Source organism: Nonomuraea sp. NPDC005692 (genome assembly GCF_040631115.1).
Classification (GTDB): domain Bacteria; phylum Actinomycetota; class Actinomycetes; order Streptosporangiales; family Streptosporangiaceae; genus Nonomuraea.
The window spans coordinates 14,957-34,617 of sequence record NZ_JBEXYU010000029.1 but is presented as its reverse complement, the minus strand read 5'-3'; the positions used below and the strand labels follow the sequence as shown (position 1 = coordinate 34,617).

At 75.8% G+C, this 19,661-nt stretch carries 14 protein-coding genes; 6 read left to right on the top strand and 8 right to left on the bottom strand.

The window, feature by feature from the left end:
• The first annotated feature begins 11 nt into the window (after positions 1-11).
• From ABZ459_RS39925 to ABZ459_RS39915, 3 genes are read left to right on the top strand one after another with little or no spacing between them, the layout of a single operon-like run.
• The gene (locus tag ABZ459_RS39925) at positions 12-6,860 is read left to right on the top strand and encodes an amino acid adenylation domain-containing protein (protein WP_357982215.1); all 6,849 of its coding nucleotides are present in this window, start codon (positions 12-14) and stop codon (positions 6,858-6,860) included.
• Positions 6,857-7,051, top strand: coding sequence for an MbtH family protein (locus ABZ459_RS39920; RefSeq protein ID WP_357982212.1), 195 nt, complete (start codon positions 6,857-6,859; stop codon positions 7,049-7,051). The genes ABZ459_RS39925 and ABZ459_RS39920 overlap by 4 nt, the downstream gene beginning before the upstream one ends.
• The gene (locus ABZ459_RS39915) at positions 7,048-8,382 is read left to right on the top strand and encodes an MFS transporter (RefSeq protein ID WP_357982209.1); all 1,335 of its coding nucleotides are present in this window, start codon (positions 7,048-7,050) and stop codon (positions 8,380-8,382) included. Before ABZ459_RS39920 ends, ABZ459_RS39915 begins: the two co-directional genes overlap by 4 nt.
• Here ABZ459_RS39915 and ABZ459_RS39910 read toward each other — a convergent pair.
• Genes ABZ459_RS39910 through ABZ459_RS39900 form a run of 3 tightly spaced genes read right to left on the bottom strand, consistent with a single transcriptional unit; the run spans position 8,372 to position 12,661 of the window.
• A complete protein-coding gene (locus ABZ459_RS39910; RefSeq protein WP_357982207.1) occupies positions 8,372-9,487 on the bottom strand; it encodes a M20 family metallopeptidase in 1,116 nt (371 codons plus the stop codon). The two genes, ABZ459_RS39915 and ABZ459_RS39910, sit on opposite strands and share 11 nt — an antisense overlap.
• Positions 9,484-10,575 carry an enterochelin esterase gene (gene fes, locus ABZ459_RS39905; protein WP_357982204.1) on the bottom strand — a complete coding sequence of 364 codons (1,092 nt, stop codon included), beginning with the start codon at positions 10,573-10,575 and terminating at the stop codon, positions 9,484-9,486. The genes ABZ459_RS39910 and fes overlap by 4 nt, the downstream gene beginning before the upstream one ends.
• A 1-nt stretch (position 10,576) precedes the next feature.
• Positions 10,577-12,661 carry an iron chelate uptake ABC transporter family permease subunit gene (locus ABZ459_RS39900; protein ID WP_357982201.1) on the bottom strand — a complete coding sequence of 695 codons (2,085 nt, stop codon included), beginning with the start codon at positions 12,659-12,661 and terminating at the stop codon, positions 10,577-10,579.
• A gap of 59 nt (positions 12,662-12,720) precedes the next feature.
• Between ABZ459_RS39900 and ABZ459_RS39895 the strand changes: the two genes are divergently transcribed.
• Positions 12,721-13,677: an iron-siderophore ABC transporter substrate-binding protein gene (locus tag ABZ459_RS39895; protein WP_357982198.1), complete on the top strand. Its 957-nt coding sequence runs from the start codon at positions 12,721-12,723 to the stop codon at positions 13,675-13,677.
• Positions 13,678-13,764: 87 nt separating this feature from the next.
• The gene (locus ABZ459_RS39890) at positions 13,765-14,220 is read left to right on the top strand and encodes a VOC family protein (protein WP_357982195.1); all 456 of its coding nucleotides are present in this window, start codon (positions 13,765-13,767) and stop codon (positions 14,218-14,220) included.
• A 33-nt stretch (positions 14,221-14,253) separates the two neighbouring features.
• Here the strand turns inward: ABZ459_RS39890 and ABZ459_RS39885 are convergent, their stop codons facing one another.
• A complete protein-coding gene (locus ABZ459_RS39885) occupies positions 14,254-14,844 on the bottom strand; it encodes a helix-turn-helix domain-containing protein (RefSeq protein WP_357982192.1) in 591 nt (196 codons plus the stop codon).
• Positions 14,845-14,935: 91 nt separating this feature from the next.
• Between ABZ459_RS39885 and ABZ459_RS39880 the strand changes: the two genes are divergently transcribed.
• The gene (locus tag ABZ459_RS39880; RefSeq protein WP_357982189.1) at positions 14,936-16,501 is read left to right on the top strand and encodes an FAD-dependent oxidoreductase; all 1,566 of its coding nucleotides are present in this window, start codon (positions 14,936-14,938) and stop codon (positions 16,499-16,501) included.
• Between the two features lie 9 nt (positions 16,502-16,510).
• Here ABZ459_RS39880 and ABZ459_RS39875 read toward each other — a convergent pair whose 3' ends face one another.
• The 4 genes from ABZ459_RS39875 to ABZ459_RS39860 all read right to left on the bottom strand — a co-directional run bounded on the left by ABZ459_RS39875 (position 16,511) and on the right by ABZ459_RS39860 (position 19,595).
• Positions 16,511-16,849 (bottom strand): hypothetical protein, encoded by a 339-nt coding sequence (locus ABZ459_RS39875; RefSeq protein ID WP_357982186.1) that lies wholly within the window; start codon positions 16,847-16,849, stop codon positions 16,511-16,513.
• Positions 16,850-16,915: 66 nt separating this feature from the next.
• Positions 16,916-17,791: a hypothetical protein gene (locus tag ABZ459_RS39870; RefSeq protein ID WP_357982183.1), complete on the bottom strand. Its 876-nt coding sequence runs from the start codon at positions 17,789-17,791 to the stop codon at positions 16,916-16,918.
• Between the two features lie 167 nt (positions 17,792-17,958).
• Positions 17,959-18,639 (bottom strand): HAD-IA family hydrolase, encoded by a 681-nt coding sequence (locus tag ABZ459_RS39865; protein ID WP_357982180.1) that lies wholly within the window; start codon positions 18,637-18,639, stop codon positions 17,959-17,961.
• A 38-nt stretch (positions 18,640-18,677) separates the two neighbouring features.
• Positions 18,678-19,595 carry a LysR family transcriptional regulator gene (locus ABZ459_RS39860; protein WP_357982177.1) on the bottom strand — a complete coding sequence of 306 codons (918 nt, stop codon included), beginning with the start codon at positions 19,593-19,595 and terminating at the stop codon, positions 18,678-18,680.
• Between the last annotated feature and the right edge of the window lie 66 nt (positions 19,596-19,661).

The following is a 19,661-nucleotide window of genomic DNA, read 5'->3' as shown; positions in this document are numbered from 1 at the left end:
CCCTGCAGACCATGCCGCTCACAGGCGCCCAGGCCGGGATCTGGCTCGCCCAGCGCCTGGACCCCGCCAACCCCATCTACAACGCCGCGGACCGCATCGACCTGCGCGGCCCGCTCGACCCCGCCCTCTTCGCGCGGGCGCTGGAACGCTGCCTGGCCGAGGCCGAGCCGCTGCGCCTGCGCTTCACCGCCGAACCCGCCCAGTACCTGCCCGACTACGACTCGCTGCGCGGCTGCCTGACCGTGCTGGACCTGCGCGGCGAGCCCGACCCGGCGGCCGCGGCGGACGCCTGGATGCGGGCCGACCTGGCCACGCCGGTGGACGTCGTCACCGGCCCCCTGTCGCGGCACGCGCTGTTGCGCCTGGCCGGCGACCACCACGTCTGGTACCTGCGGGCCCACCACATCCTCATCGACGCCTACGCCCTGTCGATGCTGGTCGGCCGGACCGCCGACATCTACACGGCGCTGGCCGACGGGCTGGCGCCCGGGGCGGGGCCGTTCGGGTCGATGGCGGCGGTGCTGGCCGAGGAGCAGGCGTACCTGGCCTCGGAACGGCGGGACCGCGACCGGGCGTACTGGCTGGAGCAGCTGGCCGGCGCCCCGGAACCCGCCGGGCCGGCCGGGACGCCCGCCTTGTCGGCCCGCGAGGTCGTCCGGCGGCGCGCCCCCCTGCCGCCCCTGCCCCGGTGGGACGACCTCGCCCGCGCCGCCCGCGCCACCTGGGCCGACGTCGCCGCCGCCGGCCTGGCCTGCTACGTGGGACGGCTCACCGGCGGCACCGACGTGCTGCTCGGGCTGCCGCTGATGAACCGCGCGGGGGCCGCCGTCCGCGTGCCGTGCCTGACGGTCAACGTGCTGCCGGTCCGGCTCGACGTACGGCCCGGCCGCACGGTCGGCGACCTGGTCGGCCAGGCCGCCCGCCGGATCGCCGAGGCCCGCCGCCACGGCCGCTACCGCATCGAGGACCTGCGCCGCGACCTGGGCCTCGGCGGCACGTCGCGGGCCCTGTTCGGCCCGCTGCTCAACATCAAGCCGTTCCCGGCGGAGACGAAGTTCGGCAACGCGACCGCCACCGTCACCAACCTGGCCGCCGGCCCGGTGGACGACCTGGCCGTGGCCCTCCTGCCCGACGGCGACCGCCTCACCCTGGAACTCGACGGCAACGCCGCCCGCTACGACACCGACGCCCTGGCCGCCCACACCCGGCGCCTGGCCGGTTTCCTCACCACCCTGACCGGCGCCTCCCCGGACACCCCGCTCGGCCGCCTCCCCCTCCTCACCGGCGAGGACCGCGCGGCCCTTCCCGCCGGGGCCGCGCCGCGGACCGGCCGCACCGGGCGGACCACCGGGCGGACCACCGGGCGGACCGTGGTGGACGCCTTCCTGGAACGGGTCCGGCTGACGCCCGCCGAGACGGCCCTGGTGTGCGACGGCGACAGGCTCACCTACGAGGAGCTGGGCGCGCGGGTGGACCGGCTGGCCCGGCGGCTGGCCGCCGGCGGCGCGGGCCCGGAGCGGATCGTGGCCGTCGTCCTGCCGCGCTCGGCCGAGCTGGTGGTGGCGCTGCTGGCGGTGCTGCGGAGCGGCGCCGCCTTCCTGCCGGTCGACCCCTCCTACCCGGCGGAGCGGCGCGCCCTCATGCTGGCCGACGCCGGCCCGTCCGTCGTGCTCACCCCCGGCTGGGCCGAGGACGCGCCCGGCACGCCGGACCCGCTGCCCCTCCCCGGGCCCGGCGACGCCGCGTACGTCATCTACACCTCCGGCTCCACCGGCCGGCCCAAGGGCGTCGTGGGCACCCACGGAGGGCTCGCCGCCCTCCTGGACTCCCACCGCGAGCGCCTGTTCCCGGACGGCGGGAGGCTGCGTGTCGCGCACACCGCGTCGTTCTCGTTCGACGCCTCGCTGGACCCGCTGCTGTGGATGATCGGCGGCCACGAGCTGCACCTGCTCGCCGACGACCGCTACCGCGACCCCGAGGCCCTGACCGCCTACGTCCGCGAGCACGGCGTCGACCACCTCGACCTGACCCCCTCCCACCTGAAGGAGCTGCCCGGCCTGCTGGCCGAGCCGCCGCGCGTCGTCGTGGTCGGCGGCGAGGCCGTGCCCGGCCCGCTGTGGCGGACCCTGCGCGAGCGCACGTTCGCCGTCAACCACTACGGCCCCACCGAGGCCACCGTGGACGCCTACACCTGGCTCGGCGACGGCTCGGAAGGGCCCACCGCGGGCTCGTCGGCGCACGTGCTCGACGACGCACTGCAACCGGCGCCGCCGGGCGCCGCGGGCGAGCTGTACCTGGCGGGGGAGGGGCTGGCCCGCGGCTACCTGGGACGTCCCGACCTGACGGCCGAGCGGTTCGTCGCCGGTCCCGGCGGGTCGCGGCTGTACCGGACGGGCGACCGCGCCCGCTGGGCCGCCCCCGGACGGCTGGAACTGCTGGGCCGGGCCGACGACCAGGTGAAGGTGCGCGGCGTGCGGATCGAGCCGGCCGAGGTCGAGGCGGTGCTGGAGGAGCACCCGTCGGTGGCCGCGGCCGCGGTCGCCGCCCACGCCGGCCGCCTGATCGCCTACGTCGTCCCCACCCCTGCAGGCGAGGGCGTCCCGACGGGCGTGGAGCTGCTGCGGTTCGCCGCCGCGCGGCTGCCCGCCGGGATGACGCCCGCCCAGGTCGTCACCCTGGAGGCGCTGCCGCGCACGCCCAACGGCAAGCTCGACCGGGCCGCGCTCCCCGCCCCCGAGGCCAGGGCCGCCACCGGCCGCGGGCCCGCGAACGCCGCCGAGGAGACCATGTGCGCCCTGTTCGCCGAGGTGCTGAACCTTCCGGCGGCGGGCCCCGAGGACGGCTTCTTCGACCTGGGGGGCCACTCGCTGCTGGCCGCCCGCCTCACCGTGCGGATCAGGGAGACCTTCGGCGCCGCCGTGCCGATCAGGGCCGTGTTCGACGCCCCCACCCCGGCCGGGCTCGCGGCCATGCTCGGCGTCACCGCCCCCCGGCCGTCCCCGGTCCCGTCCCCGCGGACCGGGCCGGCGGCGATGCGGCCCGACCCCGTGCCGCTGTCGTCCGCGCAGGCCAGGCTCTGGTTCCTGTACCGGATCGAGGGCCCCAACCCGACGTACAACATCCCCCTGGCACTCCGGCTCGGCGGCGACGTGGACCGCGCCGCGCTGCGGGCCGCGCTCGACGACGTCGTGGCCCGGCACGAGATCCTGCGCACGGTCTTCCCCGAACGCGACGGCGTCCCCTGCCAGCGGGTCCTGGACCGGTACAGCGTCCCGATGCCCGTCTGGCAGCCGGACGAGCCCGCCGCGGCCATGCGGCGGATCGCCCGCCGCGGCTTCGACCTGGCCGCCGAGCCGCCCTTCCGCGCCCACCTGCTGCGGCTCGGCCCCGACGAGCACGTGCTGATGCTCGTCCTGCACCACATCGCGGGCGACGGCTGGTCGGCGGGGCCGCTGGTCGGTGACCTGCGGGCGGCCTACGAGGCCCGCCGGAGCGGACAGGCGCCGGCGTTCGGGCCGCCGCCCGTCCAGTACGCCGACTACACCCTGTGGCAGCGCGACCTGCCACTGACCGGGCTGGAACACTGGCGGGCCACGCTCGCCGGCCTGCCGGACCGGCTCGAACTGCCCTTCGACCGGCCACGGCCCGCCGTGCTGGGCGGCGAGGGCGGCACGGTCCCCGTGGCGTTCCCGCCCGCCCTCATGGCCGAGGTCGAGGCGCTCGCCCGCCGCGCCCGCGCCAGCGTCTTCATGGTGCTGCACGCCGCCCTGGCCGCCCTGCTCACCCGGCTCGGCGCGGGCACCGACATCCCGATCGGCACGCCCGTCGCGGGCCGCGGCGACAGCGCCCTGGACGGCAGCGTCGGCTTCTACGTCAACACCCTCGTGCTGCGCGCCGACACCTCTGGTGACCCGTCGTTCGCCGAGCTGCTGGACCGGGTCAAGGCCGCCGACCTGGCCGCGTTCGACCACGCCGGGCTGCCCTTCGACCGGCTCGTCGAGGCGCTCAACCCGCCCAGGTCGCGCGACCGGCACCCGCTGTTCCAGGTCATGCTCGTCTACCAGGACGCCGCCGACCCGCCCGGCGTCGAGGTCGTCCACACCGGGACGGCGAAGTTCGACCTCACCCTGAACGTCGGCCCGTCCGGCGCCGGCTTCCTGGAGTACAACCGCGACCTGTTCGACCGGGCCACCGCCCGATCCCTCGCCGGCCGGCTGACCCGCCTGCTGGAACAGGCTGTGGCCGACCCGGACCGGCCACTCGGCGCGCACGACCTGCTCGACGCCGCCGAACGCCGCACCCTGGTCGAGGAGTGGAACGGCGACCTGGTCAGCGAGCCCGGCGGCACCCTGCCCGGCCTGTTCGAGGCCCAGGCCCGCCGCACCCCGGACGCCGTCGCCGTGGACACGTGGACGTACGCCGAGCTGAACGCGCGCGCCAACCGGCTGGCGCACAAGCTCATCGCCCACGGCGCCCGGCCCGGTGCCGTCGTCGCGCTGTCGCTGCCCCGCTCGCCCGACCTGGTGGCGGCGCTGCTCGCGGTGGTCAAGACGGGCGCGGCCTACCTGCCGCTCGACCCGTCCCACCCGGCCGCCAGGACGGACTACATGATCGCCGACGCCGGGCCGGTGTGCGTCGTGGACGCGTCCTGGCTGGGCGACCTCGGCGACTGGCTGGACCACGACCCCGAGCGCGACCTGCGTCCGGGCGACGCCGCGTACGTCATCTACACCTCCGGCTCCACCGGGCGGCCCAAGGGCGTGGTCGTCACCCACCACAACGTCGTCCGGCTGCTGTCGGCCACCGACGCGTGGTTCGGGTTCGGCCCCGGCGACGTGTGGACGCTGTTCCACTCCTACGCCTTCGACTTCTCGGTGTGGGAGCTGTGGGGCGCGCTGCTGCACGGCGGCCGCCTGGTCGTGGTGCCGTACGAGACCAGCCGGTCCCCGGGCGACCTGCTCGCCCTGCTGGAACGCGAGCGCGTCACCGTGCTCAACCAGACGCCGTCGGCGTTCTACCAGCTCATCGCCGCCGACGACGGCCGCGACCTGGCCCTGCGGTACGTCATCTTCGGCGGCGAGGCGCTGGAGCCGGCCCGGCTGGCCCCCTGGCGGGCCCGCCGCCCGGACCTGCCGCGCCTGGTCAACATGTACGGCATCACCGAGACGACCGTGCACGTCACCCACCACGTGCTGCCGCCCGGCGAGCAGCACGGCAGCCCCATCGGGCGCGGCATCCCCGACCTGCGGGTCTACGTCCTGGACGACCGCCTGCGGCCGGTGCCTCCCGGCGTGGTCGGCGAGATGTACGTCGCCGGGGACGGCCCCGCCCGCGGCTACCTCGGCCGGCCCGGCCTGACCGCCGAACGGTTCGTCGCCGACCCCTTCGGCCGGCCCGGCACCCGCATGTACCGCTCCGGGGACCTGGCCAGATGGCGCGCCGACGGCACGCTCGACTACGCGGGCCGCGCCGACCAGCAGGTCAAGGTGCGCGGCTTCCGCATCGAGCCGGGCGAGGTCGAGGCGGCCCTGCTGCGGCACCCGTCGGTCGCCCAGGCCGCCGTGATCGTCCGCGAGGACCGGCCCGGCGACCAGCGCCTCACCGCCTACGTCGTCCCGCCCGCCGGGGCCGCCCCCGAAGGGGACGCCGACGCGGGGGAGGTGCGGGCGTTCGTGGCGCGGGCGCTGCCCGGCTACATGGTGCCGGCCGCCGTCGTCCGGGTGCCCGCGCTGCCGCTCACCGTGAACGGCAAGCTCGACCGCGCCGCCCTGCCCGCCCCCGAGGCGCCCACCGGCGGCGGTCGGCTGCCGGACGGGCCGCGCGAGGAGGCGATGTGCGCGCTGTTCGCCGAGGTGCTCGGCCTGCCCCGGGTCGGCGTGGACGACGGCTTCTTCGACCTCGGCGGCCACTCGCTGCTCGCGGTCCGGCTGGTGGCCAGGGTCAAGGAGGTGTTCGGCGCCGAGGTGTCCATCGGAGCGCTGTTCGAGGCGCCGACCGCCGCCGCGCTCACCGCCCTGGCCGAGGGCGGCGCGCGCACCGACCCGCTGCGGATGCTGCTGCCGCTGCGCGAGTCCGGATCCCGGCCGCCGCTGTTCTGCGTGCACCCGGCGGGCGGGCTGAGCTGGTGCTACGGCGGCCTCATCCGGCACGTGCCGGACCGCCCGATCTACGGGCTGCAGGCCCGCCGCGACCACCTGCCCACCTCGCTGCGCCGCCTGGCCGCCGACTACGTGGCCCAGCTCAGGCTGGTGCGCCCGCGCGGGCCGTACCACCTGCTGGGCTGGTCCACCGGCGGGATCATCGCCCAGGAGATGGCCGTGCAGCTCCGGCTGGCCGGGCAGGAGGTCGCGCTGCTGGCCGTCCTGGACGCCTACCCCGCCGAGGGCATGCGCGGCCTGCCGCCCTCCGACGAGTCGGAGGCGCTGGAGGCGCTGCTCACGATGGGCGGCTTCGCCCCCGACGCCGCCCTCACGCTGGAGCGGGTGGCGGAGATCCTGCGCCGCGAGTCCAGCCCCCTGGCCGGGCTGCCGGCCGGGACGCTGGCCGAGCTCAAGGACCTCTACCTCAACACCAACCGCCTCGTACGCGCCCTCGACACCCGCCGCTTCGACGGCGACGTGCTGTTCTTCCGCGCCACCGTCGACACGGTGGACGACACCCTGACCGCGGACGCCTGGCGCCCGCACGTCGGCGGCACGATCGAGACGCACGACGTGGCCTGCAGCCACAAGGACATGACACAGCCGGGCCCGATCGCCGAGATCGCCGCGATCGTCGCCGCCCGCCTCGACCATCTCGACCGGCCCGGCGGCCCCGACCCCCTCGGCGCCGCCGCCAAGACCCAGGAGCACACCCCGTGAACCCCTTCGACGACCCGGACGGCCGGTTCCTCGTCCTGGCCAACGACGAGGACCAGCACTCCCTGTGGCCCTCTTTCGCCGACGTCCCCGACGGCTGGTCGGTGCGGTTCGGGCCGGACGGCCGGGCCGCCTGCCTGGCCTACGTCCAGGCGTCCTGGACCGACCTGCGCCCCCGCAGCCTGCGCCGGTGAGGGGCCGCGTACTGGCCGCCTACGTCACGGCGATGTGCGTCAGCGGCCTGGACGCGACGATCGTCAACCCGGCGCTGTTCGCCATCGCGGCCGACCTCGGCGTGCCGCCCGCCGCGGCGAACGCCGTGGAGTCGGCGTTCCTGGCCAGCCTCGCGATCGCCATGCCGGTCGCCGGCCGGCTGTGCGACCGGTACGGCGCGTCCCGCGTCTTCCTGGCCGCGCTCGCCGCGTTCACGGCGGCCTCCGGGCTGTGCGCGCTGTCCTGGGACCTGGGGTCGCTGGTGTGCTTCCGGGTGCTGCAGGGCGCGGCGGGCGGCGTGCTGACGCCCGCCGGGATGGCCATGTTGTTCGCCGCCTACGCCCCCGAGGAGCGCATGCGGCTGTCCCGGCACATCGTGGTGCCGACCGCGCTCGCGCCCGCGCTCGGCCCGGTGCTCGGCGGCCTGCTGGCCGACACGCTCTCGTGGCGCTGGGCGTTCCTGGTCAACCTGCCGCTCGGCGCGGCGGCCCTGCTCGCCGGGGCCGCCGCGCCACGGCCCGCCCCCGGGACGGGCGGCGGCGGCCGGCTGGACGTGCGCGGCCTGCTGCTCGCCGGCGCCGGCTCCGGCCTGCTGATGTACGGGCTGAACCAGGCCGCCGCCGGCATGTCGCCGCTCGCCTGGGCGGCGCTGCCCGCCGGAGCCGCCCTGGTGTGGGCGCTGGCCAGGTCGGCGCGCGGCACCGAGCTGCCGCTGCTGGACCTGGGGTTGCTGGCCGACCGCGGTTTCCTGCGCGGCGCGGCCACCGCCACGCTGTCGGCCGCGGGCCTGCTCGGCATGCTGTTCGCCTTCCCCGTGATGTACCAGGACGCGCTGGCCGCCACGGCCACCGACGCCGGCCTCGTGGTCTTCCCCGAGGCGCTGGGGCTCATGGCCGCCGGGTTCCTGGTGGACCGCGCCTGCGCCCGCTGGGGCGAGCGGCGGGTGGTGGCCGCCGGGCTGCTCGGCGGCGCGGCGCTGTTCGCGTTCCTCGCGCTGGCCGAGCCGGGGCCCTGGACGCTGCGGGCCGTCATGTTCGCCGTGGGTCTGGTGCTCGGGCAGGCCGTGACGGCGGTGCAGGTGTCGGCGTTCACGACGGTCGGGCCGCAGGTGATGGGCCGGGCCATGACCCTGTTCCAGTCGCTGCGCATGCTCGGCGGCGGGCTCGGCGTGGGCGTGTGCGCGGCGGCGGCGGCCCTGGCCGGGTACCCAGCCGCGCTGCTGGCCGCGGCGGCGTTCCTGCTGGCGGCGTACGGCGCCGCGGTCCTGCTGCGGCCCGCCGCCGTCGCGCGGGAGGCCGGGACTACCGGGTGAGCGCCAGGTCGGCGGCCGTCAGCGCGAGCAGGACGGCCGCCTGCACCAGCGCGCGGTCGGCCGCCGGCGCCGCCGCCGCGGCCGCGAACCCCGGCTCGTGCGGCGCGGCCCCGCCCGCCCCGATGTCCAGCATGGGATGGACGGCCGGCACGACGTGCGACACGTTCCCCATGTCCGTCATCGCGAACGGCTCACGCTCCACCGGCGCCGGACGGCCGAGCGCGGCGGCGTTGGCCGCGTACAGACCGGCCAGCGCGGCGTCGTCGCGGAAGTCCAGGTAGTCGGGCTCCGGCCGGGTCAGCCGCAGCTCGCAGCCGGTCGCCGTCGCCGCGCCGCGGAAGCAGGACTCCACCCGCGCCCGCAGCTCCGCCAGGTCCCCCGAGGCGGCGGCCCTGATCTCGTAGGAGGCCGTGGACCTGGCCGGGATGACGTTGGGCGCCTCGCCCGCCGAGGTGACCACGCCGTGCACACGCAGGTCGCGCGGGAGCTGCTGGCGCAGCAGGCCGATCGCCACCTGGGCCAGCGTCACCGCGTCGGCCGCGTTGCGGCCCTCGTGCGGGGCGAGGGTCGCGTGCGCGGCCCGTCCGGTGTACTCGGCGTCCAGGGTGCCGAGCGCGAACGAGCGGAACCGGACGGTCTCGAACGGCCCGGGATGCACCATCATGGCGGCGTCCACGCCGTCGAACACCCCCGCCTCCAGCAGCAGCGCCTTGCCGCCGCCGCGTTCCTCGGCCGGGGTGCCGACGACCTTCACGGTCAGCCCGAGCTCGTCGGCGAACGGGGCCAGCGCCAGGCCCGCGCCGGTCGAGGCGGCGGCGATGACGTTGTGGCCGCAGGCGTGGCCGAGGCCGGGCAGCGCGTCGTACTCGGCGCAGAAGGCCACGGTCAGCGGGCCGGTGCCGCGGGAGGCGGAGAAGGCCGTCGGCAGGCCGCCCGCGCCCGCCGTCACCGCGAAGCCGCCCTCCTGGAGCAGGTCCGCGGTCCAGGCGGCCGCCCGGTGCTCCTCGAACGCGGTCTCGGGATGGGCGTGGATCCGGTGGCTGAGCGCGACCAGCTCGGGGGCGTGGGCCTCGGCGCGGCGGCGGATCGCGTCCCTGACGTTCACAGCCAGCCCGCCGCGAGGTCGGTGAGGCCGTCGGCCAGGCCGCCGAGCCAGCAGGCCGGGTCATGGCCGCCGTTGTACTCGGTGTAGCTCACCTCGTACCCCTGGGCGGCGAGGGTGCGGGCGAAGCGGCGGTTCTCCTCCAGCAGCATCCACTCCAGCCGGCCGGCCTCGACGTGGAAGCGCACCGGCAGCCTCGGGACGGCGGCGTACCGGCGGGTCAGCCGTTCCGGATCCTCGTCGGGCCACCAGTACGACCCCGACTGCGACAGGACGTTGCCGAACCGTCCGGGCGCGAGGAGCGCGGCGTAGGAGGCGGTCAGCCCGCCGAGGCTCTGCCCCGCGATCACGGTCAGCCCCGGATCGCTCGTCGCCCGCCACGTGCGCCCGGCCCACGGCAGCAGGTCGTCGGCCAGGTAGCGGACGAACGGCTCGTGGCAGGCCAGCTCCCGCAGCCGGGTCGGCCGGTCCACCGAGTCGGGCATCAGCACGACGAGGGGCGGGAGGCGGCCCTCGTTCACCAGGTTGTCCAGGGTGGCCGCGACGCGCCCGGCCCACACCTCGCCGTCCAGCAGCACCACCACGGGAAGGGGGCCGGCGGCGGGGCCGGGCGGCGTGTAGACCCACACCCGCCGCCCGCCCGACCGCGCCTCGACGACCCGGCCGCGCGGCACGCCCGGCCGGTGCTCCCGGTACGGCTGCGGCGGCGCCTGCGGCAGCTCCAGCAACGAGGAGGGACGCCGGTCCGGCGGTCCGGGCACGGTGAGCGGGTTGCCCGGATCCGGCACGGCCGTGCGCATGACCTGGAGCCAGGAGTCCCGGTCGGTGCCGGGCAGCCGGTCGCAGGGCAGGATCTGGTAGCCGGCACGCAGGTCGGCGTCGAGCTCGTAGGTCAGGTGGAGCAGGTCGCTGCCCGGACGGCGGGTCATGACATGTCTGCTGATGTCGCCCGCGTGCCGGTCCCGGTCGGTCATCGTGTTGATCAGCACGACCGCCTGCTCGCCACGCGACCTGGGCCGCCAGAGGAACGTCACCTTGCACCGGCCGGGCGTGCCGGCGGGCTCGACGATCGGGGTGGTTGCGGGTGTCATGTCACGACCTCCGGTCCGACAGCAGGGTCCACAGCAGGAAGGGGCCGCCCAGGATGCTGGTCACGACGCCCACGGGGATCTCGGCGCCGTCGGCGGCCACGCGCCCGGCCGTGTCGGCGATCACGACCAGCGCCGCGCCGGTGAGCGGCGCGCCGACCAGGGGGAGCCGGGCCGGTCCTGCCAGCCGGGCGGCGACGACGGGCGCGGCCAGTGCCACGAACGCGACGGGCCCGGCCACGCCCGCCGCCAGCCCGGCCAGCACGACGGCGAGCGCCAGCAGGGCGATCCTGGTACGGCCGGGCGCGACGCCGAGCCCGGCGCTGACGTCCTCGTCGAAGCGCAGCACGGCCACTCGGCGGGCCAGCGCGAGCGCGGCCGGGACCAGCACCGCCAGCCCGGCGGCCACGGGCAGGGCGACGGAGTAGCCGCGCCCGGCCAGGCTGCCCACGCTCCAGGAGTGCACGGCCGTGGCCGAGCCGAGCCCCTGCCAGGCCAGCAGCGACTGGGTGAGCGCGCCGGCCAGCGTGGTCAGCGCCAGCCCCGTCACGATGAACCGGTAGCCCTGCCGGCCGACGCCGCCCGAGACGGCGAACACCGCCACGGCGGCGGCCAGCGCGCCCGCGGGGCCGATCCACCAGTGGGCGAACAGCGTGCCCGAGGCGGACACCATGCCGGCGACCATGATGGCGATGACCGCGCCCTGGTTGATGCCGAGCATGTCGGGGGTGGCCAGCCGGTTGCGCGCCAGCGCCTGGGTCAGGCAGCCGGACAGCCCGAGCGCCGCCCCGGCCACCAGCCCCGCCACCACGCGCGGCAGCCTGATCTCCTGGACGAGCAGCACGTGCCCGCCCTCGCCCGCCCCCGCCAGTGCGCCCAGCGCCTGCCCGGCCGTCATGCCCGACTGCCCGGCCGCGACCGCCGCCACGACGGCCACCGCGGTGACCGCCAGCAGCGCCGCCGCCGCCACGGACGACCGTACGGGCACCAGCACCGACCAGCCCCGCCCCCGCACGACCCGCGCGTCGGAAGGCGACATCCCACCCGCCCGCGCGGTCCTGCGGGCGAGCCGCCGCCGCGGCGCGCGGGACGGGACGAGGTCGCCGGGCCCCGCGGCCACCGCCCGCGACCTGGCCACCACGACCAGCACCGGGGCCCCCAGCACGGCGACCAGCAGCGCCACGGGCGCCTCGTACGGCCGCATGACCACCCGGGCCAGCACGTCGGCCCCCAGCAGCACCACCGCCCCGGCCAGCCCCGACAGCACGATCCGCGGCCCGACCCGGCCTCCGAGCAGTGTCCTGGACAGGTAACCGGCCAGCAGGCCGAGGAAGCCGATCGGCCCGGCCACCGCGACCGCCGCGGCGCTGAGCAGCGTCACCGCCACCGTCACCCACAGCCGGGTGCGCCCCGGCCGGTGCCCGAGCGCGACGGCGAGGTCGTCGCCGAGCGCCAGCGCCGCCAGCGGCCGGGCCGCGACCGCCGCCATGACCAGCCCCGCCGCGACCGCCGGCGCGATCGCCAGCACCCGGTCCATGGGGATCCCGGCCAGCGAGCCGAGGATCCAGTACCGGTACTGGTCGAACGTCACCGGGTCGGCCACCAGCACGGCCGTGGTGATCCCGGTGAGCGTGGCCGACAGGGCGGCCCCGGCCAGCACCAGCTTCAGCGGCGAGAGCCGGGCCCCGATCGCGAGCACGACCCCGGTGGCCAGGAGCGCGCCGCCGAGCGCCCATCCCAGGTACGCGCCCCCGGTCTGCGCCCCCGCGGTGACGATCCCGGTCACGACGCCGAGGGCGGCGCCCGCGTTCACGCCGAGCAGCCCGGTCTCGGCCAGCGGGTTGCGGGTGACCGACTGCAGCAGCATGCCCGAGACCCCGAGCGCGGCGCCGACGACGAGGGCGGCCAGCGTGCGGGGCAGCCGCAGCGTGTCCACCACCATCCGCAGGTGGCCGTCCCCGCCGCCGCCGAGCAGGTAGTCGAGGACCTGCCCGGGGGCGACCCGGCCCGCGCCGGTGAGCATGGACGCCGCGCACAGGGCCAGCAGTGCGGCGGCGCCGAGTCCGAAGGCGCGGACTTGCGTAAACATAAGGTAAGGCTAACCTAAAAAAGGTAAGCCTTTCCTAATTTCTTAGCTCGGGAGCTCGTATGGCCCCTCTCCGCAGGGTCGGCGGACTGCTCGTCGCCGCCGCCGCCGTCCTGACCGCCGTGGCGTGCGGCGCGTCCTCCGCACCCGCCTCGCCGGGCGCGTCCGCCGCCGCCGCGCCGGCCGTCCGGGAGGTCAAGGACGCCACCGGCACCCTGATCAAGGTCCCGGCCGAGCCCAAGCGCGTGGTCACCCTCACCCAGGAGGACCTGGACGCCGTCCTGGCCCTCGGCGTGACCCCGGTGGGCATCACCAACGGCCAGGGCATCGCCACGCCGCCGGCGTACCTGGCCGACAAGGTGAAGGGCGTCCCGGTCGTGGGCAACCTGCTGCAGCCGGTCATCGACAAGGTCGTCGAGGCCCGGCCGGACCTGATCCTCGCCGGCGACCTCCAGGACCAGCAGGTGCTCGACCAGCTCCGCAAGGTCACCCCGGCCACCGTGGTGACGATGGCCCCCACCGACGACTGGAAACTGTCGTTCATGGGCGTCGGCAACGCGCTCAACAAGCTGGACGCGGCCAAGAAGGTCATGGCCGACTACGACGCCCGCGTCGCCGCCGCCAAGGCCAGGATCAAGCCGGCCGAGGTGAGCATCGTGCGGTGGAATCCGCAGGGCCCGAGCTGGATGGAGAAGCGGCAGTTCGCCGGTTTCGTCGCCACCGACCTCGGCCTGACCCGTCCCGCCGCCCAGGACAAGGACGGCACCGCCCACTCCATGCCGCTCAGCCTGGAGGCGCTGTCCGACATCGACGGCGAATGGCTGTTCGTCTCCACGCTGACCGCCGACGGCGAGAAGACGCTCGACGAGGTGCGGCAGACGCCCGCGTTCAAGGAGCTGAAAGCGGTCAAGGCGGGGCACGTGGTGCCGGTGAACGGCTCGGTCTGGAGCACCCGCGGCGCCCCGCTGGCCGCCGGCGTCGTCCTCGACGACCTGGTCAAGGCCCTCAGCGCGGCCTGAACGAGCCCGGAAGGGCCAGGTGACGGAATTTCCCGGCCGGGGCGCGGGTTGGCGGGGGTGATCGTCCGCATCCGATGAGGAGAACCCATGAACGACCACCCCGACGCCCCGGCCGTCCGACAGCTCCGGCTGGTCGTCGAGGCGGAGGACTACGAGGCGGCGCTGACCTTCTACCGCGACGTGCTCGGCCTGCCCGAGGAGGCCGCCTACTCCTCCGGCGACGGCGCCCGCGTGGCCATCCTCGACGCGGGCCGGGCCACCCTGGAGATCGCGAACCCGGCCCAGAAGAAGATGATCGACGACGTCGAGGTGGGGCGGCAGGTGGCGCCCAAGCTCCGGGTCGCCTTCGAGGTGGCCGACTCCCGCGAGACCACCGCCCGCCTGGTGTCGGCCGGCGCGGACGAGGTGGCCCCGCCCACGCTCACCCCCTGGCAGTCGCTCAACGCCCGCCTCGACGCGCCCGGCGGCCTGCACATCACCGTCTTCCAGGAGCTCGCCACCCCCGAGGAGCGCGAGCAGCTGGACGGCTTCGGCACCTCCTGACCGGCACGTCCCGGGCGGCACGTCCCGGGCGGCTCATCCGGCGGTGGGGCGGGCGCGCACGTGCAGGCGCTCGCCCTGCCGGCCGAACAGGGCCAGCACCTCCGTGGGATCGGGGCCGGGATTGGCGAACGCGTGCGGCACGCGGGTGTCGAACTCGGCCACCTCGCCCGCCGTCAGCACCACGTCGTGCTCGCCGAGCAGCAGGCGCAGCCGCCCGGACAGGACGTAGAGCCACTCGTAGCCCTCGTGGGCCCGCTGCTCGTACTCGCCGTGGGGCCAGCCCGGCGGGTAGATCTGCTTGTACGCCTGGATCCCGCCGGGACGCCGGCTCAGCTGGATGTACGTCATGCCGTGCCGCGACACCGGCCGCAGGTGCACCCGCGGATCGCCGGTCGGCGGCACGTCGATCAGCTCGTCCAGCGGCACCTGGTGGGCGCGCGCCAGCGACAGCAGCAGCTCCAGCGTGGGCCTGCGCCCGCCCGACTCCAGCCGCGACAGCGTGCTGACCGAGATCCCCGTCGCCTCGGCGAGCTGCGCCAGCGTCACGCCCCGCCGCTGCCGCAACGCGCGCAGCCGCGGCCCCACCGCCCGCAGGACCTCGTCGAGATCCGGTGTCTCGTCCATGCGCCCCAGCTTGCCATTTCGGCAACGACATTTGTCAACCTCGTCGCGCAGGACGCACAGTGTGCCATCGGCACATCTCTGGAGGAACACGATGGACGACAAGTACGACGTGGTGGTCGTCGGCGGCGGGGCCGCCGGGCTCAGCGGCGCCCTGACCCTGGGCCGGGCCCGCCGCAGGGTGCTGGTGATCGACGAGGGCCGGCCGCGCAACGCCCCGGCCGACGGCGTGCACACCTACCTGGGCCGGGAGGGCACCTCGCCGCTCGACCTGCTGGCCGCCGGCCGCGCGGAGGTGGCCGGGTACGGCGGCGAGCTCGTCACCGGCTCCGCCGTGGCGGCCGAACGCCTGGACGCCGGCGGTTTCCGCGTGCGGCTGGCCGACGGGTCCGCGGTCGTGGCGGACCGGCTGCTGGTCACCACGGGCCTGGTGGACGAGCTGCCCGAGCTGCCCGGCGTGGCCGAGCGCTGGGGCCGGGAGGTGCTGCACTGCCCGTACTGCCACGGGTGGGAGGTGCGCGACCAGCCGATCGGCGTGCTGGCCGGCGGCTCGATCGCCGCCCACCAGGCGCTGTTGTGGCGGCAGTGGAGCGACGACGTGACGCTCTTCATGCACACCGCCCCGCCGCTCGGCGCGGAGGACCGGGCCAGGCTGGCCGCGCGCGGCGTCACCGTCGTCGAAGGGCGGGTCGCCGGCCTGTCGCCGGACTCCGGCCCGCTCACCGGCGTCACCCTGGAGAACGGCGACGTCGTCCCGTGCCGGGCCTTCGTGGTCGCCCCGCGCTTCACCGCCCGCTCGGCCCTGCTCGCCGGGCTCGGCGTCGAGACGGCCGAGCAGCTCATGAACGGGCACGTCATGGGCGCCCACGTGCCCGCCGACCCGGCCGGGGCGACCGGCGTCCCGGGCGTGTGGGTGGCCGGGAACGTGGCCAACCTGGGCGAGAACGTCATCGGCGCGGCCGCCGCGGGGGTCAGGGCGGCGGCGGCGATCAACGCCGACCTGATCGAGGAGGAGACCCGCCGCGCGGTGGCGGCCGCCGGCGCGCCGGTCTCCGGCGAACGGTTCTGGGACGACCGCTACGGGCAGTCCGAACGGATCTGGAGCGGCAACCCCAACGTGCGCCTGGTCGAGGAGGTCGCGGACCTGGAACCCGGCACCGCGCTGGAACTGGGCTGCGGCGAGGGCGCCGACGCCGTGTGGCTGGCCCGCCGCGGCTGGCGGGTCACCGCCGCCGACATCTCCGGCGTGGCCCTGGCCCGCGCCGCCGCCCACGCCGCGGACGCGGGTGTGGGCGAGCGCGTCGAATGGCAGCGCCACGACCTGGCCGAGTCCTTCCCTGAGGGCGAGTACGACCTGGTCACCGCGAGCTACCTGCACTCGCCCGCCGAACTGTCGCGGGAGAAGGTCCTGCGCGCCGCCGCCGCGGCCGTCGCGCCCGGCGGCCAGCTCCTGGTGCTCGGGCACGCCGGTCCCCCGCCGTGGGAGCCTGACGCCCGCGTCGCGCTGCCCACCCCCGACCAGGTGCTCGACGCGCTGGAGCTGGCCGAGGGGGAGTGGGAGGTGCTGCGGGCCGAGGAGTTCGAACGTGCCCAGACCGCCCCCGGCGGCACGCCGGCCGTCCGCGTCGACAACGTGCTGAGGATCCGGCGGCGCGGCTGACCCGCGAGGTCAGCGGCGCCGCTCGCGCAGGGCGACGGCCACGTTGATCACGGTGAGGGCGACCAGCATGACGATCGCGGCGATCAGCCCGTCCGGCCGGCCCACCAGCGCGATCGTCCCGCCCACACCGAAGATCACCGAGAAGTACGCCAGGCCCGCGGACATCCCCCGGTGGCCGCTGTCCTGGGGCGTGCGCTGGGCGAGCCGCTCCTCGACCTTCCGGTCGATCTCGTGGCCGACCCGCTCCAGGAACGAGTCGACCAGGGCCTGCTCGTAGTCGGGACCCGGCTCCCGGCGCGCGGCGACGGCGGCGCGCAGCTCGTCGTTCGGCAGTTCCGAGGCGCTCATACCATCGGCTCTACGCCCCTCCGGCCCCCTTGTCCAGACACCGGGACGCCAGGACGAGGGCGCCGCCTAGTTGACGCAGCCGGGGACGGGGGTGGGTGCGCAGTTGGTCGGGACGTTGCCCCGCACGACCGAGGCCGTCAGCGTCACGGAGCCGGGGGCGCCCTCGTTGTCGATCCCTCCCGGGGCGGTGCCGGCCCTGTTGTCGTTGATCACGCTACGGCTGATCACCGCGGTGCCGGGACCGATGTTCGCCACACCCCCGCCGACAATGCCGGCCGCATTGTCGTAGATGGTGCTGCGAATGATGGTGAGAATTCCGTCGCTCGCAATCGCCCCGCCTCTTTCTCCGGCGCGGTTGTTGTCGAGCACGCTGTTGGTGAAGGACATTCTCCCGTTATTGGTCGCGCCTCCGCCGTTCCTGGTCGCGGAGTTGTACTGGATATTGCTGTTCGACACGCTGACGACAGTTCCGCCGACGCCGCCGAGGCCGCCGGAGAAGGTGCCGGTGTTGTTCTGGACGAGCACCCTGTCGAGGTTCGTGGTTCCGCTGTTGACCGCGACGGCCCCGCCGAATCCTCCCGGGGAGGTCGTCGCGTCGCCGCCCGTGAGCCTGACCCGGTCCAGGTTGAAGTTGCTGTTGACGGTGAACAGGCGGAACGGGCTCGCTGCCGCGTCCCGCACGATCGTGCTGTTCTGCCCGTGGACGGTGAGGGGCGTGTCGATCGACGGGAGCGGCCCGGTCGAGTTGTTCAGGACGTATGTACAGCCAGGTGACAGATTGAGCGTGGCGCCCGGTGCGGCGTTGTCGATCGCGTTCACCAGCGCGGCCCCTGAGCACGGTACATTGGCGACCGCCGCGCCGGCCGCCGGCGTTCCGGCCGTGAATGCGGCGGCCGAGAGAACGGCGCCTCCGATGACCCGGTAGGCCCTGGTTGCCTGCATTGAAATATCCCCCCGATCGGACTCATGGTGAATGAGCCGCGATTTTCTTGCTTTGTCATCCCCGGGGCTGATAATCACTACACGTAGCACATATCGGACAGAAAGCTAAAAGTGGGTTATTTGGGTTTTTGCCGCTTGAGGCTCTGCCGAGCAGGTCCAGGACGTTCCTAGTCGAGGGCCGTCGTCAGCGGGCCGCGGGCGGCCTCCTCCAGCAGGGCGACGGTGCCGGCCAGGGCGGGGAAGGTGTCGATGAAGGCGTCGACCGGGTGCGGGGCGAAGTCGGCGGGCCGGCGCAGCCCGCTCTGCATGCAGGCGACGAACCGCAGGCCCGCGCCGGTGGCCGCCTCGGCGTCGGTGGGGGAGTCGCCCACGTAGAGGCACTCGGCGGGGTCGAGGCCGGTGGCGGCCAGCAGCTCGTCGAAGGCGCGCGGGTCGGGCTTGCCGAAGCGCGTGTTGCCGGCGTGGTAGACCGCCGCGATCCGGCCGTCCAGCGCGTGGCCCGGCGCCATCAGGTGCTCCATCTCGGCCTCGTCGCGCGAGGTCAGCAGCATGACCTCGCGCCCGGCCGCGTTGAGCTCGTCGATCGCGCGCAGGTTCGCCCCCGGGACGACGTCGACCAGCCCGGCCGCCACGTACTCGCGCAGCACGGCGTGATGCAGCGGCAGGTAGGCGCTCAGGTCGAGGCCGGGCGAGCGGAGCGGCATGGCCTCGTGCAGCGGCCGGCCCCAGGTCGCCACGTGCACCGCCCTGGACATGGGCCCGTGGCCGAGGCGCGCCAGGACCTCGTTCTCCAGCTCGAAGCACGCGGCCTCGGTGAGGCACAGGGTGTCGTCGACATCAACCACCACGGCACGGATCACAGGCCACACCATAACCGGTGGCCCGGTCAGGAGCCGACGGCGGTGGCGCGCAGCACGCCCGCCAGGTCCGCGACCGGCCCGGGGACGGGGCCGGGGAGGCGGGCCAGCAGCAGCCGCCGCTGCTCGCGCGGCCCGCCCCGCACCGGCAGCACCCGTACGCCCTCCGGCACGGCCGGGCCCATCGACGCCGGCACCGTGGTCAGCCCGCAGCCGGCCGCCACGAGGGCGAGCTTGGCCAGCCAGTCGCGGACGACGAACACCGTCTCCGGCCGCTCGTCCAGGCCAGGCCACACGCCCAGGGTGGGGCTCTCGCCCGCCGGGGCGGCCGGACTGGCGATCCAGGGGCGGCCGTGCAGGTCGGCGACGTCCACGTACTCGCCCCTGGCCAGCGGGTGCGCGGCGGGGACGGCCACCCGCAGGCCGCGCTCGGTGAGGATCTCGATCTCCAGCGGCGGCGTCTCGGTGTCCGGGGCGCGGAACGGCGGGGCCGAGCTGAGCAGGGCCACGTCCAGCGTGCCGGCCCGCAACGCGCGTACCAGGGCCGAGCTGCCGTCCTCCCGCCCGGTGACCGCGATGGACGGACGCGTGCGGCGCAGCTCGGCCAGCGCGCGGGGCACCAGCACGGCCCCCGCCGCGGCGAACCAGCCGAACCGGACGGTCGCCGGCTCGCCGGGCAGCCCGGCCAGCTCCCTGGCCGCGGCGTCGACCTCGTCCACGACGGCCGCGGCGCGGCGCAGCACGAGCCGTCCGGCGGCGGTCAGGCGCACGCCGTCGTGCCGCCGCTCCAGCAGGCGGGCCCCGGCGGCGCGTTCGAGCGCGGCGACCTGCCGGGACACGGCGGACTGCGTGTAGCCGAGGGCGCCGGCCGCCGCGGTGAGCGTGCCCCGCTCGGCGACCTCGCGGAAGACCCGCAGGGCGGTGAGCGACGCGTCGGTGAAGGCCATGCCGATCACGCATACCGGACTTGAGGAACTTTCGCTACCCGAATACCTCCGGCCGCTTCTAACCTG

Excerpts from the sequence above, each read along its gene's own strand:
- ABZ459_RS39925 (WP_357982215.1), top strand. The coding sequence starts at position 12 with ATGCCGCTCACAGGCGCCCAGGCCGGGATCTGGCTCGCCCAGCGCCTG.
- fes (WP_357982204.1), bottom strand. The coding sequence starts at position 10,575 with ATGACACCCGCAACCACCCCGATCGTCGAGCCCGCCGGCACGCCCGGC.
- ABZ459_RS39900 (WP_357982201.1), bottom strand. The coding sequence starts at position 12,661 with ATGTTTACGCAAGTCCGCGCCTTCGGACTCGGCGCCGCCGCACTGCTG.
- ABZ459_RS39895 (WP_357982198.1), top strand. The coding sequence starts at position 12,721 with ATGGCCCCTCTCCGCAGGGTCGGCGGACTGCTCGTCGCCGCCGCCGCC.
- ABZ459_RS39890 (WP_357982195.1), top strand. The coding sequence starts at position 13,765 with ATGAACGACCACCCCGACGCCCCGGCCGTCCGACAGCTCCGGCTGGTC.
- ABZ459_RS39885 (WP_357982192.1), bottom strand. The coding sequence starts at position 14,844 with ATGGACGAGACACCGGATCTCGACGAGGTCCTGCGGGCGGTGGGGCCG.
- ABZ459_RS39880 (WP_357982189.1), top strand. The coding sequence starts at position 14,936 with ATGGACGACAAGTACGACGTGGTGGTCGTCGGCGGCGGGGCCGCCGGG.
- ABZ459_RS39875 (WP_357982186.1), bottom strand. The coding sequence starts at position 16,849 with ATGAGCGCCTCGGAACTGCCGAACGACGAGCTGCGCGCCGCCGTCGCC.
- ABZ459_RS39870 (WP_357982183.1), bottom strand. The coding sequence starts at position 17,791 with ATGCAGGCAACCAGGGCCTACCGGGTCATCGGAGGCGCCGTTCTCTCG.
- ABZ459_RS39860 (WP_357982177.1), bottom strand. The coding sequence starts at position 19,595 with ATGGCCTTCACCGACGCGTCGCTCACCGCCCTGCGGGTCTTCCGCGAG.